This is a genomic window from Mesorhizobium ciceri biovar biserrulae (assembly GCF_001618845.1).
GTDB classification, from domain to species: Bacteria; Pseudomonadota; Alphaproteobacteria; order Rhizobiales; family Rhizobiaceae; genus Mesorhizobium; species Mesorhizobium ciceri.
On sequence record NZ_CP015064.1, the window covers coordinates 1,717,081 to 1,733,596 of the forward strand.

The 16,516-nt window shown below is 63.7% G+C and carries 14 protein-coding genes; 2 read left to right on the forward strand and 12 right to left on the reverse strand.

The genetic code is table 11. The features are described 5' to 3' along the window. Positions 1-41: 41 nt before the first annotated feature. From A4R29_RS07595 to A4R29_RS07610, 4 genes are all read right to left on the reverse strand, one after another. Positions 42-1,016: an ABC transporter substrate-binding protein gene (locus tag A4R29_RS07595; RefSeq protein WP_027163833.1), complete on the reverse strand. Its 975-nt coding sequence runs from the start codon at positions 1,014-1,016 to the stop codon at positions 42-44. A gap of 419 nt (positions 1,017-1,435) precedes the next feature. Next, the gene (locus A4R29_RS07600) at positions 1,436-2,200 is read right to left on the reverse strand and encodes an SDR family oxidoreductase (protein ID WP_013532887.1); all 765 of its coding nucleotides are present in this window, start codon (positions 2,198-2,200) and stop codon (positions 1,436-1,438) included. A gap of 80 nt (positions 2,201-2,280) precedes the next feature. Then, positions 2,281-3,150, reverse strand: a complete 870-nt coding sequence (locus A4R29_RS07605) for a DUF427 domain-containing protein (RefSeq protein WP_063167625.1) — start codon at positions 3,148-3,150, stop codon at positions 2,281-2,283. 17 nt (positions 3,151-3,167) lie between these two features. Then, positions 3,168-4,823: an ABC transporter substrate-binding protein gene (locus A4R29_RS07610; protein WP_027163831.1), complete on the reverse strand. Its 1,656-nt coding sequence runs from the start codon at positions 4,821-4,823 to the stop codon at positions 3,168-3,170. A 112-nt stretch (positions 4,824-4,935) separates the two neighbouring features. Here A4R29_RS07610 and A4R29_RS07615 point away from each other — a divergent pair, with 112 nt between their 5' ends. Beyond that, positions 4,936-5,838, forward strand: a complete 903-nt coding sequence (locus A4R29_RS07615; RefSeq protein WP_063173615.1) for a LysR family transcriptional regulator — start codon at positions 4,936-4,938, stop codon at positions 5,836-5,838. A 25-nt stretch (positions 5,839-5,863) separates the two neighbouring features. On the opposite strand, the gene A4R29_RS07620 is transcribed toward A4R29_RS07615, so the two are convergent. The 7 genes from A4R29_RS07620 to A4R29_RS07650 form a co-directional block, all read right to left on the reverse strand. After that, positions 5,864-7,894 carry a dipeptide ABC transporter ATP-binding protein gene (locus tag A4R29_RS07620; RefSeq protein ID WP_063171624.1) on the reverse strand — a complete coding sequence of 677 codons (2,031 nt, stop codon included), beginning with the start codon at positions 7,892-7,894 and terminating at the stop codon, positions 5,864-5,866. Then, positions 7,887-8,765: an ABC transporter permease gene (locus tag A4R29_RS07625; RefSeq protein WP_082827345.1), complete on the reverse strand. Its 879-nt coding sequence runs from the start codon at positions 8,763-8,765 to the stop codon at positions 7,887-7,889. Before A4R29_RS07625 ends, A4R29_RS07620 begins: the two co-directional genes overlap by 8 nt. Then, positions 8,762-9,745 carry an ABC transporter permease gene (locus A4R29_RS07630; RefSeq protein WP_174564964.1) on the reverse strand — a complete coding sequence of 328 codons (984 nt, stop codon included), beginning with the start codon at positions 9,743-9,745 and terminating at the stop codon, positions 8,762-8,764. Before A4R29_RS07630 ends, A4R29_RS07625 begins: the two co-directional genes overlap by 4 nt. A gap of 100 nt (positions 9,746-9,845) precedes the next feature. Further along, complete coding sequence (locus A4R29_RS07635) at positions 9,846-11,510, reverse strand: ABC transporter substrate-binding protein (protein WP_013532880.1); 1,665 nt, start codon at positions 11,508-11,510, stop codon at positions 9,846-9,848. Positions 11,511-11,757: 247 nt separating this feature from the next. Then, complete coding sequence (locus A4R29_RS07640; RefSeq protein WP_063171625.1) at positions 11,758-12,942, reverse strand: mandelate racemase/muconate lactonizing enzyme family protein; 1,185 nt, start codon at positions 12,940-12,942, stop codon at positions 11,758-11,760. A 1-nt stretch (position 12,943) separates the two neighbouring features. Continuing rightward, complete coding sequence (locus A4R29_RS07645; protein ID WP_024502610.1) at positions 12,944-14,050, reverse strand: mandelate racemase/muconate lactonizing enzyme family protein; 1,107 nt, start codon at positions 14,048-14,050, stop codon at positions 12,944-12,946. A gap of 35 nt (positions 14,051-14,085) precedes the next feature. Then, on the reverse strand, positions 14,086-14,778 hold the full coding sequence (locus tag A4R29_RS07650) for a GntR family transcriptional regulator (protein WP_013532877.1): 693 nt from the start codon (positions 14,776-14,778) through the stop codon (positions 14,086-14,088). Between the two features lie 132 nt (positions 14,779-14,910). Between A4R29_RS07650 and A4R29_RS35355 the strand changes: the two genes are divergently transcribed. Beyond that, on the forward strand, positions 14,911-15,336 hold the full coding sequence (locus tag A4R29_RS35355) for a LysR family transcriptional regulator (RefSeq protein WP_063171626.1): 426 nt from the start codon (positions 14,911-14,913) through the stop codon (positions 15,334-15,336). A gap of 22 nt (positions 15,337-15,358) precedes the next feature. Here A4R29_RS35355 and A4R29_RS07660 read toward each other — a convergent pair whose 3' ends face one another. Continuing rightward, the gene (locus tag A4R29_RS07660) at positions 15,359-16,510 is read right to left on the reverse strand and encodes an efflux RND transporter periplasmic adaptor subunit (RefSeq protein WP_013532876.1); all 1,152 of its coding nucleotides are present in this window, start codon (positions 16,508-16,510) and stop codon (positions 15,359-15,361) included. Positions 16,511-16,516 lie beyond the last annotated feature (6 nt).

Below are 16,516 nucleotides of genomic sequence, written 5' to 3' on the forward strand. Positions count from 1 at the left end.
GGCTGGTCAGCAGCCGGGTCTCATTTTTCCAGTCGGAACGATCACTGCGCCCAGGCTTTCCAGTCGGCCTCGTGGGCGGCGATCCAGGCAGCTGCGACGTCTTCCGGTGTCTTGCCGCCGAGATCGATCTCGCCGCTCATCTTGTTGAGCTCATCGGTGTCAATCGTGTAGGCCTTGGCCACCTTGTAGGCGACCGGCCATTTGTCCTTCATGCCGGACCAGGAGTATTTCCAGATCTCGCCATGCGGCTTGCCGCAGTCATATTTGGCGTCGGGGTTCACGCCCCATTTCGGGTCGTTGTAGCACTCGGGCGTGTATTCCGGGAATTCAACCCACTCGCCCTTGTACTTGGCCGGCGCCCAATGCGGCGAATAGATCCACAGCATGATCGGCGCCTTGCGCTGATAGGCGGAATCGAGCTCGGCGAACATCGCCGCGTCGGTGCCGGCATGGATGACGGTGAAGGGCAGTTTCAGCGCCTCGACGCGCTCGTCGTCAAAGCCTTCCCAGGTCACCGGGCCGCCGAGATAGCGTCCCTTCGGTGCGGTCTCCGCCGTCGAGAAGGCTTCGGCGCATTTCGGGTCCTTTAGCGCTTCCCAATTGGGCAGGCCCGGGCATTTCTCCTTCATGTATTCCGGAAACCACCACTCTTCCTTGGCCTTGGGTCCGAGCTTGCCCAGCCGTTCGGTCTGGCCGGTCGCATCGGAAGCCTTCATGGCTTCGCCGGCGGTCGTGTCCCAGAACTCCAGGCCGACATCGAGATCGCCATTGGTGAGGCCCGTGGTCAGGCTGGAGAGGTAGTCGGCCGTGGGATACTCGACGGTATAGCCGAGCTTTTCCAGGATACCGCCAAGGATCTTGGCGTTCAGATTGACGCTGGTCCAGTCGAACAGCGCGATCTTGATCGGATCGTTGGATTCTGGTGCGGCGGCTTGGGCGGAAGGTGTCAGTGCACTCGCCGCGGCGAGTGCGAAGGTTCCCATTGTTAAGTTCGAAATCACACTGCGAAGTGACATGCTTGTTCTCCTTCAAGCTGTGAAAATTATCGTTCGTTCCCTTCTTGCGGCTTTTCTTGATTGTGTTGGAAAGGCTGGTCTTTGCGCAAGGCCGTCGGCGCCAGATTGTTGCCCCGGCTTTGGCCGGCGCAGGCAAGATGGTGCTCAATTCTAGTGATGATGGAACAGGACTGCAGTGTCGGCGTCATGGTTGCCGACGGATCGCTGCGGGGGCGGTCATCTGCGGATCGATTGCCAGTCTTGCGGCGCCTTGCAAGGTGCGAGCCATCAAGGTCTCATGTTCTCGGCTGTCGACCCGGCAAGCGCCATCTCGCCAAGCCAGTTTCATGGGATGAAATTATATATATCAAGGTTCATGTCGCGCAACGACTAACACCGCGCGAGGCGTATAAATTCAGACTGCAGGCGAAGTTGAACCTCTACCAGCAGACGTAGCCGCCATCGACAATCAGGTCGAGGCCGGTGACGAAGCTCGCTGCGCGGCTGGCCAGGAACACCGTCGGTCCGACCATTTCCTCCGGCGCCGCCATCCGCCCCATCGGCGTGTCGCGCTTGAAGATCTTCACCTCTTCGGCCACCTCAGGCCGCTTGTTCATCGGCGTCAGTGTGTAGCCCGGGCTGACGACATTGACGCGCAGGCCGCGATCGGCCCACTCCATGGCGAGACTCCTGGACATGTGGATGACGGCGGCCTTCGAAGAGTTGTAGTGCGCCTGCGTCAGGCCCCGGTTGACGATGGTGCCCGACATCGAGGCGATGTTGATGATCGAGCCCTTGCCTCGCACCAGCATCTTGCGCGCTTCGGCCTGACAGGACAGGAACACGCCGGCGACATTGACCTCGTGCACCTTCTGCCACGTCTCCAGCGGCATCGTCTCGGCGGGTTCGGAGCCGGCAATGCCGGCATTGTTGACCGCAACGGTCAGCGCACCGAGTTCGCTCTCGACTCGATCGATCGCCGCCGCCAGATCGCTCTGCGATGTCACTGTACCGTTCAGCACCAGCGCCTTGCGGCCGAGTGCCGTGATCCGGTGCGCCGTTTCATCCAGCCCACCTTTCGACGCATGACCAAAACAGGCGATGTCGGCGCCTGCCTCGGCCAGCCCGATCGCGATGGCCTGGCCGATGCCGCTGCCGGCGCCGGTGACCAGCGCGACATCGCCATCCAGCTTGAAAAGATCCATCGAGTGTCCTCCCTGTCCCAGGGAGGGTATGCGCTGACCCGTGCTTCGATCAAGCGCCCGCGCGCAAGCGGCGTCGATGCCTAGAAATAACCGCTCGACGCGGCCGTGGCTTCCTTCGGGATTTCGACGCCATCGACCAGGATCTTGTCGACCAGCTCGTGGTGGAAACAGACCAGCCCCTTGATGCGCTCCGCCTCGTGCACCGGCTCAGGATAATACCAGACCAGGTTCTCGTGGCGCTTGGCCTTGGTCGTCACGTGATAGTAGTTGGAGATGCCCTTGTAAGGACAGCGCGAGATGTAGCGGCTGGGCGCGAACATATCGAGCCGCGTGTCGGCGATCGGCAGATAGTGGCGCACCGGATGGCCGGTCTCGAACAGGAACACGCCGCGGCGTGAATCGGCGACCTGCTCACCATCGAGGATGACCTGCACGCGCCGCGACGACGGCAGGCAGTCGACGCGGCGGAACGGATCGCGGGCGTGGACGAAGATTTCCTCGTCCTCCTCGAACCAGTGTCCCATCTTGCTCCAGGTGAAAGACATGTAGTCCGATATCGGCGGACAGCCCTTGACCGGATCGAGATAGCGCCAGGCCGCGTCCTCGACCAGCGTGATGCCGGTGTTGAGCGAATAGTGGGTGGCTGTGCCCTTGAATGGGTCCTCTGTCGTGGTCTTGCTCGGCAGCAGGAACTCCTCGCGAACGTCGCCGATCGGAAAATAGTAGACCGGCAGATGATCGGATTCGTAGAACACCAAGGCGTTGGTCGTATCGGCCACGGTCATTGACCCCACCTGCACGCGCAGGCGCTTCTGCGTCGGCATGGTGAAGGCTATGTAGCCCGGCTCGAAGTCGTACTGCACGATGCTGTCGAGCAGCGGAAAATGCGGCCCGCGGCCGCGCAGATGAGGCTTGCGAATGGTAGTCTCCCGTTTTGTTTCTTTTGTCATCGGGCGTTGAGGCACGATCAGCTCAGGGACACGCGATCGAGCAGCAGGCCGGCGGCGATCGGCGGCAAGCCGCTGACATTCTTGCGCACCGGCACCAGCAGATCGGGGAAATAGCTGAAGATGACAGGCGTCTCGTCGAGCAGCAGTTTCTGGATGTCGGAGGCGGCAGCGCGTTGCGCGCCGACATCGAGCGCCTTGAGATAGCTGGTGACCATGCCGTCATAGGCCGGGCTCTTGAAATGCGCCGCATTCCACGGACCGTCGCTGACCAGCGGGCTCTTCAGGAAGACGTTCGGCACGCTGCGATGGGCGTAGTCGGTGATGCCAAGTGGGCTGTCCAGCCAGTCCGACTGGCCGAACACCGCCTTGCCGTAATATTTGTCCTGGTCTTCGATGTTGAGCGAGATGCGGGCACCGATTTCCTTGGCGAAATTCTGGAACAATTGCGCGTAGCCGGGAATGTCGGAATAGCGCAGCGTCGTTAGCGTGATGTCGAAACCACTGGCAAGGCCCGCCGCCTCCAGCAACTGCTTGGCCTTGGCGATATCCTGGACGCGCTGCGGCACCGTCTTGTCGGTTGCGGGGAAAGCGGGTGCGAAGGGGCTGTCATTGCCGGTCGCCGCCATGCCGCGGCACAGCCCGTCGACCAGCTTGGAGCGGTCGATGCACAGCGCCAGCGCCTGGCGCACGCGCTTGTCGGTGAAGGGGCCGGTGTCGCAGCGCATGTGAAGCTGCCGGTGCGCGGTCGAAGCGACACGCAGCACCGTGATATCAGGACTGTTCAGCACCACCTGGCTTACATCGAGCGGAACGGCGTCGAGGATGTCGACCTCGCCGGCCTGCAGCGCCAGGATGCGCGGTTGCACGTCGCCGTAGAATTTGAATTCGAGCCGGTCAGGCAGCGCCTTCTCGCCCCAATAGTCGGTATTGCGGATGAAGGTCGCGCCGACCTTTGGCGTGTAGGTCTCCAGCCGGAATGGCCCGGTTCCTTCGAACGTCTTTTCGTAGTCGCCCTTGTAGCTCGCCGGCAGGATGACGGCGTTGTAATTGTCGATCGACACCGAATAGGGAAAGCTGCCATTCGGCGCATCGAGATGGAAGGCGACGGTGTGGTCGTCGACCTTCCGGGTGCCGCCTTTCGACAGCAGCCCCTTGAACACGGAAAGTGCATTAGAAGCGCCGTTGGGGTCGGCCAGCCGGTCGAAGGTCGCGACGACGTCGTCGGCCTTGAAATCCTCGCCATTGTGGAATTTCACGCCCTTGCGCAGCTTGAACGTCCAGACGCTGCCGTCCTCGTTCGGCGCCCAGCTCTCCGCCAGCACCGGCTTCAAGGTGAGGTCCGGCTGCGTGATGCAGAGAAATTCGGCGGTCTGGAAAACCAGCTGGTAGCTGCCGCTGTCATAATAGGTGACGGGATCGATGGCGCCGCCCGGCGTCGCCACGCCGGCGCGCACCGTGCCGCCCGGCTTGCCCTCCGCGCGTGCTTGCTGCGTGCCGAGGCCGGCGGCCGCGACAAGGCTGCCCAGGAACGGCAGTGAGAGACCAAGCACGCTGCCATGGCGCAGGAAGTCGCGGCGGTCCATCCTGCCGGCCAGCAATTCGTCGACAGCGGAATTTTCGATTGCAGTGAGCGTTCTGCGAGCGTTGTCGATCATCCGGAAATGCTTGGGCATGGCTGGATTCCTCGCTTGTCTTGGGGTTCGGCCATCTAGTTCATTGTTGACTGCCGCCGGAAAGCGATATTTTTTGATAGGGGTCATCGAAATTTTCGATGCAGAGGTGGGCATGGACACTGAAAATCTGCGCAGCTTTCTCGAAGTCGCCACCCATGGCAGCTTCACCGTTGCGGCCAGCCGGCTCAACCTCGCGCAGTCCACCGTCAGCGCACGGATCAGGGGGCTGGAGGAGCAGTTGGGCCGCCGGCTTTTCGTGCGCGACCGCGATGGCGTCACGCTGACGCCGGCCGGGCGGCAGTTCCTGCCACATGCCTCTTCCATCACCCGCACCTGGGAGCAATCGCGGCAGGACATCGCCGTTCCCGATGGCTACGAGACCTTGCTGCGGCTGACCGCGCCTGCCTATCTGTGGGACCGCATCACCTCGCCATGGGTCGAGTGGATGCGCGCCAGGCGGCCGAACGTGGCGCTGCGGCTGGAGGGCAGCTTCCCGGACTCGGCGATCGACCAGCTGGCGGAAGGCCTGCTCGACATCTGCATCCTCTACCTGCCGCGGCCGCATCCCGGCATCGTCTACGAAACGCTGGCGGTCGATCAGGTCGTGCTTGTCCAGCATGCCGCGCAGACCAGGCCGTGGACCGAAAACTACATTCTGATGGATTGGGGGCTGGAGTTCCGCATCGAGCACGACCGCGCCTTTGCCGGCATGGTCAAGCCCGCCATATCGGCCGGACTGGTCTTCATCGGGCTGCAGCACGTGCTGTCACAGCAGGCCGCCGCCTATCTGCCGCTCAGCGCCGTCAGCGGTCATATCGAGCGCGGCGAGATGCGGCGCATCGACAATACGCCGGTGTTCCAGCGGCCGATCTACCTCGCCTATCCCTCGAACCCCGCCTCGTCGGATGTTCTGGATGTCGCGCTCACAGGCCTGCGCACGCTGGCCAGGAACTGGGCTGAAGGGCAGGGCTTTTCGGAAGGTGACCGTGCTCTCAGCATGGCCGGCCAGGTCTGACTGGCCAAGCCACGGAAGCGCGGCGCTATGCCGGCTCGGTCACGGCCGCTCTCTGCAGCCTGGCCAGTTCGGCATATGGAATGTGGCAGCGGATCGAATGGCCGGGCTGGGCCTCGCTCAGCGGCGGCTCCTGCTGTTCGCAGATCGGACCGATCTTGCGCGGGCAGCGCGTGTGGAACACGCAGCCCGACGGCGGATTGGTGGCGCTCGGGATTTCGCCGTCGAGACGAATGCGCGCCGTCTCGGTCTGGTCGAGTTTGGGCACGGCCGACAGCAGCGCTTCGGTGTAGGGATGATGCGGCCCGGAAAAGACCTCTTCCGACGGTCCGAGCTCCATGATGCGGCCGAGATAGAGCACGGCGATCTTGTCGGAGAGGTAACGCACCACGGCCAGATCATGCGAGATGAAGATGTAGCTGACGTCTTCCTTCGACTGCAGGTCGGCGAGCAGATTGAGGATGGCAGCCTGCACCGAGACGTCGAGCGCCGAGGTCGGCTCGTCGCAGACGACGATGCGCGGGTCTCCGGCGAAGGCGCGGGCAATGGCGACGCGTTGCTTTAGGCCGCCGGAGAGCTGGCGTGGCTTGACGGCAAGATGGCGGTCGGTGAGCCGCACCGAGCGGACGAGGTCGTTGAGACGAGCCTCCAGCGCCTTGCCGGAGAGGCCCGCCAGCCGCTTCAGCGCGCGTCCGATCAGATGCCGGATCGAATGCGATCGGTTGAGTGCGGAGTCCGGGTTCTGGAAGACGATCTGCATCGCCTTGATCTGGTCGTCGCTGCGGTTCTCCAGCCTGGGCGCCAGCGCCTTGCCTTCCAGCTCGATCGTGCCGCCTGCGTCCGGCGGCACAAGGCCGAGCAGCAGCCTGGCGAAGGTCGTTTTGCCGCTGCCGGATTCGCCGACCAGCCCGAGCGTTTCGCCAGGCCGCAGGTCGAGCGACACGTCCTTCACGGCGCGCAGTGCATGGCCATGGCTGGCATAGGTCTTGTTCAGCCCGGTGACGCGCAGCACCGGCGCTGCCGCCGCCCTTGGTACAGGCGCCACATCGCTCGGCGTCGCGCGCGGCAGCGCCTGCGCCTTGTCGTGATGAAAGCAGCGCGACAGCCGGCCGCCCAGATCAAAGAGCGGTGGCAATTCGCTGCGGCAGCGGTCGTCGGCGAGCGCGCAGCGATCGGCGAAGGCGCAGCCCTTGATGTCGACCCCGATGCCGGGCAGGAAGCCGGGAATGGTGTCGAGGCGGCCCTGGTCCTTGCGTTGGCCCCCGCGCGGCAGGCAGCGCAGCAAGGCTACGGTGTAGGGATGGCGCGGGTCGTTGAAGACGACCTCCGTCGGTCCTTCCTCGACCAGCATGCCGGCATAGAGCACGCCGACGCGGTCGCACATGTTGGAGACGACGGCGAGGTTGTGGCTGATAAACAGGATCGAGGCCGAGAGTTCTTGCCGCAGCTGCGCGATCAGGTCGAGCACTTCGGCCTCTACCGTCGCATCGAGGCCGGTGGTCGGCTCGTCGAGGATCAGCATCGAGGGATCGTTGGCCAGCGCCATGGCAATCGCCACGCGTTGCTGCATGCCGCCGGAAAGCTGGTGCGGGTAGCGCTGCATGACGCTGACGGGGTCGGAGATGCGCACGCGGTTCAGCATGGCAATCGCCCGGTCGGTGGCCGCTTGTCCCGAAATGCCGCCGAGTTCAAAAATCTCGGTCAACTGACGGCCGACGCGGATCGACGGGTTCAGCGCCTTGCCCGGGTCCTGATAGACCATGGAGACGCTTTCGGCCCGCGCCCGCCTGAGCGCCTCGGCGTCGAGTTTCATCACGTTCTGGCCGTCGAGCGATATCGTGCCGCCGGTGATAGAACCGTTTCTCGGCAGATAGCGCACCACCGTAAGCGCCACGGTGGATTTGCCGCAGCCGGATTCGCCGACCAGCCCATAGGCTTCGCCCTGGCCGATGGTGAGGCTGAGGTTACGCAGCACGGCGCGGTTGCGGCCGGCGACGCGGTAGGCAACCGAAAGATCGGTGACTTCGAGTGCGTTTTCGGCCTTGGCGGAGTTAGTCATTGAGCGCTCCGTGAACGCCGTCGGCGGCCAGATTGACGCCGATGACCAGCGAGGCGATGGCGAGCGCATCGAACAGCACCGTCCACCAGAAGCCGCCGCCGATCATGCCGTAATTGTTGGAGATCGACAGCCCCCAGTCGGGAGAGGGCGGCTGGATGCCGAAACCCATGAAGGAGAGCGTGGCGACGGCGAAGATGGCATAGCCGAGCCGCACAGTGGTTTCGACCAGGATCGGCGGAATGACGTTGGGCAGGATCTCGACGAACATCGTATGCAGGGCACTTTCATGCCTTAGCTGCGCGGCAGCGACATAGTCGAGTTCACGCTCGGCCAGCACCGCCGAGCGCACGGTGCGCGCGATGATCGGCGCGAAGCTTAAGCCGATGACGACGATGACCGTCGTCTTCGAGGTGCCGAGCGCAACGATCGCCAGCAACGCAACGATGACCACCGGGATCGCCATGAAGGCTTCCAGGATTCGGCTGACGACATCGTCGACGAGGCCGCGAAAATAGCCGGTGACGAGGCCGAGCGCCGTGCCGGCCACTGTCGCCAGCAAGGTCGCCAGCGGGGCGACGGTCAGGATGTCGCGCGAGCCGACGATGACGCGCGAGAAGACGTCGCGGCCGATCTGGTCGGTGCCGAACCAGTGTTCGGAAGAAGGCGGCGCCAGCGCGTTGATGATGTCGTCGGCGAGCGGGTCGTAGGGTGCGAAGTGCTCGCCGAACAGCGCGCAGGCAACCCAGAACAGCACGATGGCGAAACCGACAAGGAATGTTCGCGAGCGCAGCAGCGAGAAGAAGACCTCGGCCAGCGGGCCGCGCGGGCGCGTGTCGTCGGGTGTCGGGGAGGTGGTCTGGATGGTGCTCATTGGTCTGACCCCAGCCGGATGCGCGGATTGAGCACGGAATAGAGGAAGTCGGCGACAAGAGTGGCCACGGCATAGACGATGCCGATGGTGAGGATGCCGGATTCCAGCATCGGGAAATCCTTGCCGCGCGCGGCAGTGAAGATCAGCGAGCCGATGCCCTGGTAGCGAAACAGCGTTTCGATGACGACAAGGCCGCCGATGAGGTAGCCGGTCTGCGTGGCGATAACGGTGATGGTCGGCAGCAGCGCATTGCGCAGCACATGGCGCCAGATCACCGTGCGCCAGGGCAGGCCCTTCAGCACGGCCGTTCGCGTGTAGTCGGAATCGAGCGCTTCGATCATGCCGGAGCGCGCCATGCGGGCGATGTAGCCGAATAGCACCAGGAACAGCGGCAGCGACGGCAGGATCAGGTAGTAGAGCTGCGTGAAGAAGCCGGCGTCGCGCGGCCATGCGGCCGATATCGGCAGCCAGCGCAGCCAGACACCAAAGATCAGGATCAGGATGATGCCGGTGACGAATTCCGGCAGCACCGTCACCGACAGACCGCCGAGGCTGATGATGCGGTCGAGCGGGCGGTTGAGGTTGAGCGCGGCGACGACGCCGCCGAGGATGCCGATCGGTACCACCAGCACGAAGGCGACCGCCGCCAGCTTCATCGAATTGCCGAGCGCATCGACGACGAAAGGCGCGACCGGCGAGCGGAAGATGTAGGACGTGCCCATGTCGCCCTGGACGAAATTGGAGATCCAGCCCCAGTACTGTGCCAGCAGCGGGCGATCGACGCCGAGCGTGTGATTGAGCGCGTCGACCGCGCGCTGGTCGGCGAACGGACCCAATATGGCGCGCCCGACGTTGCCGGGCAGCACCTGGCCGCCCAGGAACACCATGATGCTGAGCAGGAACAGCGTCACCAGCGACAGCGAGACACGCCGGGCAAGGAAGGAGAGAATGGCTAAGACTCCTTGTGGAGCCAGCCCCATGCGGGAGCTGGCTGTTAGAGGATTGGCTTTCCCTTTGAGCATGATCCCGAAAAGTGGGGACCGGTTTTCGGAAAAGGTCATGCTCCAACAAAGAGTTAGTTCAGGCTTTCGATGCCTTGTCGAGGAACAGCTGCGACATGGCGGTCGGCTGTACGCCGGCCACGCCCTTCGCCGTCGCCGTCAGATAGTCGTAGAAATAGCCGAAAATAACAGGCGTTTCCTCGAGCAACAGCTTCTGGATCTTGCCGGCGTCGGCCTTCTGCGCCTCGAGGTCGAGTGCTGCGATGTAGCTGGTCGCCAGCGCGTCATAGTCCTTGTTCTTGAAATGCGCCGCATTCCAGGTGCCTTCGCTCTTCAGCGGTGCCGCAAGATAGACGTTCGGCACGCCGCGGTGGCCGTAGTCGGTGATGCCCATCACCGAATCCAGCCAGTTCGACTTGCCGAACACCGCGTCTCCGTAATAGCCGCTCTGGTCGAGGATGTTGAGGTCGAGCTCGACGCCGATCTCCTTGACCCAGTTCTGGATGAGCTGGGCGTATTCGGGGATTTCCAGGTAGCGTTCGGTGGTCAGGGTTATCTTGAAGCCCTGGCCAAGGCCGGCTGCTTCCATGAGCTGCTTGGCCTGGGCGATATCCTGCTTGCGTTGCGGCACGCTCGTATCGGTCGAAGGATAGACGGCGGCGAACGGGCTGTCATTGCCCAGGGCGGAGCGTCCCTTCATCAGGCCGGCGGCCAGCTTGTCGCGATCGAGGCAGAGCGCAATGGCTCGGCGCACGCGCGCATCCTTCAACGGACCCTCGTCGCAGCGCATGTGCAGCTGCTGATGGGCCGACGACTTCAGGCTGATGATGTCGATGTTCGGATCGTTGAGCAGAGCGACGCCGGCCAACACCGGCATCTGGTTGATGATGTCGACCTGTCCGCCCTGCAGCGCCAGGATCTGCGGCTGCATGTCGGTGAAGAAGGTGAATTCGGTGCGCTCGGGCAAGGCCTTGGGACCCCAATAGTCCTCGTTGCGGACGAAGGACGCGCCGACCTTTGCCGTGTATTTCTCAATTCTGAACGGCCCGGTGCCGTCGAAGCTCTTTTCGTAGTCGCCCTTGTAGCTCGCCGGGATGATGACGGCGTTGTAGTTGTCGGACGACAGCATGTAGGGGAAGTTGCCGTTCGGCGCATCGAGGTGGAATTCCACCGTGTAGTCGTCGACCTTCTTTGAAGCGCCTTTCTGCAGGATGCCGGTGAACACCGACAGCGCATTGGACGAGTTGGCCGGGTCGGCAAGGCGGTCGATGCTGGCCACGACGTCGTCGGCCTTCATCTCGCCGCCGCTGTGGAATTTTACGCCCTTGCGCAGCTTGAAGGTCCACACCGTGCCGTTGTCGTTCGGTTTCCAGCTTTCGGCCAAGGCCGGCTGCAGCACCAGATCGGGGCCGTCGACGCAAAGGAATTCGGCAACCTGCTGCATGATCAGCAGGCCGCCGGCGTCTGCAATGCTGACCGGGTCGATCGTCGCCGCCGGCACACTGCTGGCGACGCGGATGGTGGCGCCCGGCGCGCCCTGGGCGCGCGCCAGCGACGGCATGCCGCCAAGGCCGGCGGCCATGCCTATGCGGCCCAGCAGCGGCAGCGACAGGCCGAGCAGGCTGCCGTGACGGACGAAGTCGCGGCGGCTGACACGGCCGTCGACGAGGCCATCGATCAGGTGATTTTCAAGCGGCGTGCGATTGCGCCGGATCAGGTCGAGAATGCTGTGGTTCTTGCTCATGGGTTTTTACCCTTTCCCCTATTTCTTATGGTTGACGAAATTTTCGTGGATTGCTCCATTTTCCCGGCATCGGAGGCCTGTCTACCGGAACTTTAGCATGCGGTTTTGTCCGGTCCATCCAGTCGTGGCGTGGACGCTCGGGATTGTTGGCTGCACGGCTTCCACCGTCTTTGTCCAACCTTCCCGACCGAAGTCGCGGCGGTTGGTTTCTCGTGTCTGGCCGTCGGTCTTGGCCGCTAGCCGTCATCTAGTTCAGCGGCAAACGGCGATAGGTTCCGGGCTTTGCCGGGTCATGATACTTGTTGCACGGTCCTTTCTCGGTAAAGTCTCTGTGACAGGCAGCGAGGTTTTCGCGCGACAAGGTGACGCCGAGACCGGGACCTTCCGGAACGCGCACGACATTGTTTTTCGGCGAAAACGGTCCTTCCTCGGTGACATCCATCGGCAGCATGCGAAACAGCGACTGGTTCGGCTCCCTGATCCAGCCGAGTGCCGCGCACAGATGCAGATAGGCGGCGCTGCCGATGCCGCTGTCGCCGCTGTAGCACCAGAAATCGATCCCGGCATGCTCGCAGGCGCCGACGAAGCGCAACAGCCGGCCGATGCCGCCATGCGTCGTCGGGTTGCCGACGAAGGCGTCCGGCACTTTGGTTTCCATGGCGCGCGCAATGTCGATGTTGTGGGTCGAGAACGGGATCGAGCAATGGCGCCGCAACTCGCGCATCTCCTCGATGGTCGCCACCGGATCCTCCCAGTTGCGCACGCCCAATTCTTCCAGCGGGCGCGCCAGCCGCCGCGCGGTGCTGAGCGAATAGGCCTGGTTGGAATCGATACGGATCATCGCATCGTCGCCGAGTTTCCTGCGGATCAGCTCGACCATCCTGAGCGAGATTTTCGGATCTTCGGTCGAGAACTTGCCTTCGAAGAAAGTCGTTCCATGCGTCTCGTGCAATTCGACGCAATAGTCGGCGACTTCCTGGGGCGTCGTCTCGCCCTTCACATTTGGCCCATCACCGCGCAGCGAAAAATAGTCGGTGAACGGGATATCCTTGCGTACGGCGCCGCCAAGCAACTGGTAGAGCGGCTGGTTCCATGCCTTGCCGCGCAGGTCCCACGAAGCCATCTCGATGGCGCCGAAAGCCATGATGCGTGTGCGGTCGTTGATCGACTGCACGCCGGTCCAAAAGGGCAGGCAGACATGCTCGGCGCCGGCGATGTCGAAGGCATCGCGCCCGACCAGCCGCGGCGCCAGGACATCATTGATGATCGCGGCCGCCGCTGGCGTCGGCGCTTCGCCGAGGCCGACCAGGCCATCCTCGGTCTCGACTTCGACGACGGTCGGTGAAAATCCGTCGAGTTCGCCGAACACCCAGGCATAGGGCGCTTCGAGGCGCAAATTGATCGGCGTGGCTTTGATGCTGCGGATTTTCATCTCAGCGCCCGACCTCGAAGAACGGCGCGCCGAGCAGATCGGGAACGACGTCTATGCCGAGACCCGGCCCGTCTGGAATGCCCATGCGGCTGCCGGTGACCGGTGGCATGTTCGATGCCGTGCGCACCGTCACCCATTCATGGAAGGCGATGGCGTGCAGCCGGCGCTCTTCCGGCGTCGACAGCGACAGATGCGCCATCGCCGCGGTGTCGATCTCGGCGCCGCCCGTGTCCTCGACCGTGATCATGAAGCCGAGGTCGACGGCAATGTCGCGGATCTGGCGCGTCTTCGTCACGCCGCCAAGGCGCGAGATCTTCAGCGTCAGCCCGTCGGCCGCGCCCAGGCGATGAATTTCCAGCATCGCCTCGAGCGAGGTGACGGATTCGTCGAGCACCATCGGCTTGTCGAGCATGCGGCGCACCGACATGTTTTCATCGATCGTGGTGCAGGGCTGCTCGAACGTGTAGTCGATGGCGCGCGTGGCATCGGCGAATTGGCGCGCCTGATAGGGAGTCCAGCCGGCATTGGCGTCGCAGAAGATGACCGTGCCTTTCGGCACCGAGGAGGCAACCGCGATGACGCGTTCGATGTCGTCATGGACATTGCCGCCGACCTTGACCTGCAGCCGGTGGAAGCCGTCCTTGACGATGCGCTTGGCCAGCGCGGCCATGGCGTCGACGCTCCCGTGCGTGACGACCTTGTAGAGTTCCGCGGTGTCGCTTTCCTTGCCGCCGAGCAGCGTGACCAGCGGCACGTCGGCTGCGCGCGCCGCCAGATCCCAGCAGGCCATGTCGAGCGCCGACTTGATGTAGGGATGGCCCTTGAACACCGTGTCCATCAGCCGCCCGATGCTGGCCAGCCCGCGCGGATCGCGGCCGATCAGATGCGGCGCGATCTCGACCACGCCGGCGCGAACGCCGGCGGGGAAGGCGGCCGAGTAAAAATTGCCGAGCGGCGCCATCTCGCCCCAGCCGGTGATGCCGCTGTCTGATGTCATGGACACGATCACGGCGTCGAAGGCGTCGGCCTCGCGCCCCTTCGACATGCGGTATGGCCCGTCAACGAAGGGCTGCATGACGTGGTAGGCCTTGATGGTCTCGATCTGCACGTGTCTTGTCCGCTGTCTGTGGTGTTGGGAACGGGTCAGGCGCCCCTCGACGGGCGTTGTTCGAGGCCGCGGGCGTAGGCAAGCAACTCCTCGAAGTCGAGATCGATATGCTCCCTGGCATGGCACTGGGCCGCACGCATGTCCTTGCCCTTCAGCAACCGCACATAGGTTTCGTGAACGTCTTCGGCCGGCACCGGCTCGTTGCGGGCATGCTGGTGGAGCGCGAAATACATCTGCAGCCGGCTGGTCAGCCGCTGCCAGGTTTCCAGCAGCACCGAATTGTCGGCCCATTCGTAGATCAGGCCATGCAGTTGCAGCGCGGTTTCGATCTGGCGTGTCGTGTCCAATGCGCGGGTCGCCTGCTTCACGGCTTCGTGGCGCCGATCGAGCTCGTCGAAGAAGCGCTGGTCACGCAGCGGCCACGCCCGCTCGATGGCCAGCTCGTCCATCACCTTGTTGAACGAATAGGCATCGTCGATGTCCTTGGCTGTGACCTCGATGACGAAGGTGCCGGCATAGGGGATGCTGGTCAGGATGCCTTCCTGGACCAGCTCGCGCATCGCCTCGCGCAGCGGCGCGCGGCTGACCCGCATCTGTTCGGAAATCCGCAGTTCGTTGAGCTTCTGGCCGGGTGCGAGCTGCCCGGTCAGGATCGCGCGCCGCAACAGCGCAACGATCTCGGCGCGTCGCGTCGTGTCCGCGATCGGACTGAAATCCGCTTTCGCCATTCGGCCACTCCCAGGAAACCGAAAGCAAGGCAAGCAGATTGTCGACAATCTAACAAGAGGCTATCTCAATTGATTGGCCAACGCTGCTGAGACCGTTTCGAAATTCCCCCTGGCGAGTCATATGGAGCCGCTGTGGAACGGTTGCCGCCGCTGAATGCGATCAAGACTTTTGAAGTTGCCGCCCGTGCCGGCAGCTTCACTCTGGCCGCCTCTGAACTCGGCATGTCCTCTGCAGCGGTCAGCCAGCAGATACGCAATCTCGAAACCTGGTTCGGCAAGCAGCTGTTCGTGCGCAGCGGCAACCGCATCGCGCTCACCGACGCCGATCGCCTCGGCAAGGCTCGGCCTGGGCATCGCGCTTGGCCAGCGGGTCATAGCGCACGCCGATCTGGAGGCCGGTCGGCTGATTGCGCTCTCCTCGTCTCGGTGCACCTCGGGCACCCCTATTGTGCATTCATGCCGCCGGCCAAGGCCGACCGGGCCGATGTTGCCGGTCTGGTGGAACTGCTCAGTCGAGCGGCGCCCGCGACCTGTGGGAAGGCCGGGGCGCCGCGCTGAAGCCGGATCCTGACGGGGGTGTTCAGGTGGCCGGCTTTTCCGGTATCGGCGATACGGGCGCTCCGGGGCCGATCTTCTGCAGATTGCCCGTAATCACCTGGTCGCCCTCGGCGACGCCGCTGAGGATGGCGACCTGATCGCCGCTCGTCGGTCCGAGCGAAACCAGCCGCTGGTCGACCGTATTGCCCTTGCCGACGACATAGAGATATTTGCCGAGCTGGCTTGAGCCCAGCGCCGTCTGTGGCACCATCAGCGCATCGGCCTGCTCTCTCACATGCAGCCGGACACGGACATATTGGCCCGGCAGCAGCGTGAACTTGCCATTGCCGATCGTCGCGCGCGCCGTGATCGTGCCGGTCGAGCGGTCGACCGAATTGTCGATGAAGGTAAGCTCGCCCTTCTGGCTTGCCTCGGTCTGGCCGGGGAGCAGGACATCCACTTCGATCGGGCCGTTCGCACGGGCTTGCTCGATCTCGGTCAGATCCGTCTCGCTCGGGTTGAAGGTGACGTAGATCGGGTCGAGCTGCACCAGCGTGTTGAGCACGGTGCCGGCGACGCTGACCAGCGTTCCGACCGAGGCCTGGTTGCGGCCAAGGCGCCCGGCAAACGGCGCCCGGATTTCAGCGTAGCTCAGATTGAGCTCTGCCGTGCGGACCGCCGCCTGGTTCAGCGCCAGCGATGCCTGCGCTTCGCGCAAGGTGCTGGTGCGCTGGTCGAAGCCGTCCTTGGCGAGGTAGCCGCTCTTGGCGAGCTCGGTGCCGCGACCAAGATTCGAGCGGGCATAGTCGAGCGTCGCCGTGTCGCGCTGCACTTGGGCCTTGGCCTGGTCGAGCGCCGCCTGGAAGTCGTCAGGCGAGATCTTGTAGAGAAGATCGCCTTGCCGGACGTCGACGCCGTCGGCTGCGGTCTGCTCCTGCAGATAGCCGGGAATCCTGGCCTGTAAGGTGATGCTGCGGATCGGCTCTGTCCGCGCGGCATAGTCGAGGTAGATCGGGATCGTCTTCTTGACGACGCTGACCACCGGCACCGGCATGACGAACGCCGCCGGGGCGGGCGCCGCACCTGCCGTGCCGGCATTGAGGCTGAGATTGCCCATATCGAGCAGGTGGACGCTGGCCACCGAGATCGCACCCAGCGCGACAGCCGTTCCCAACGCGATTTTCCATTTACGCATGATCAG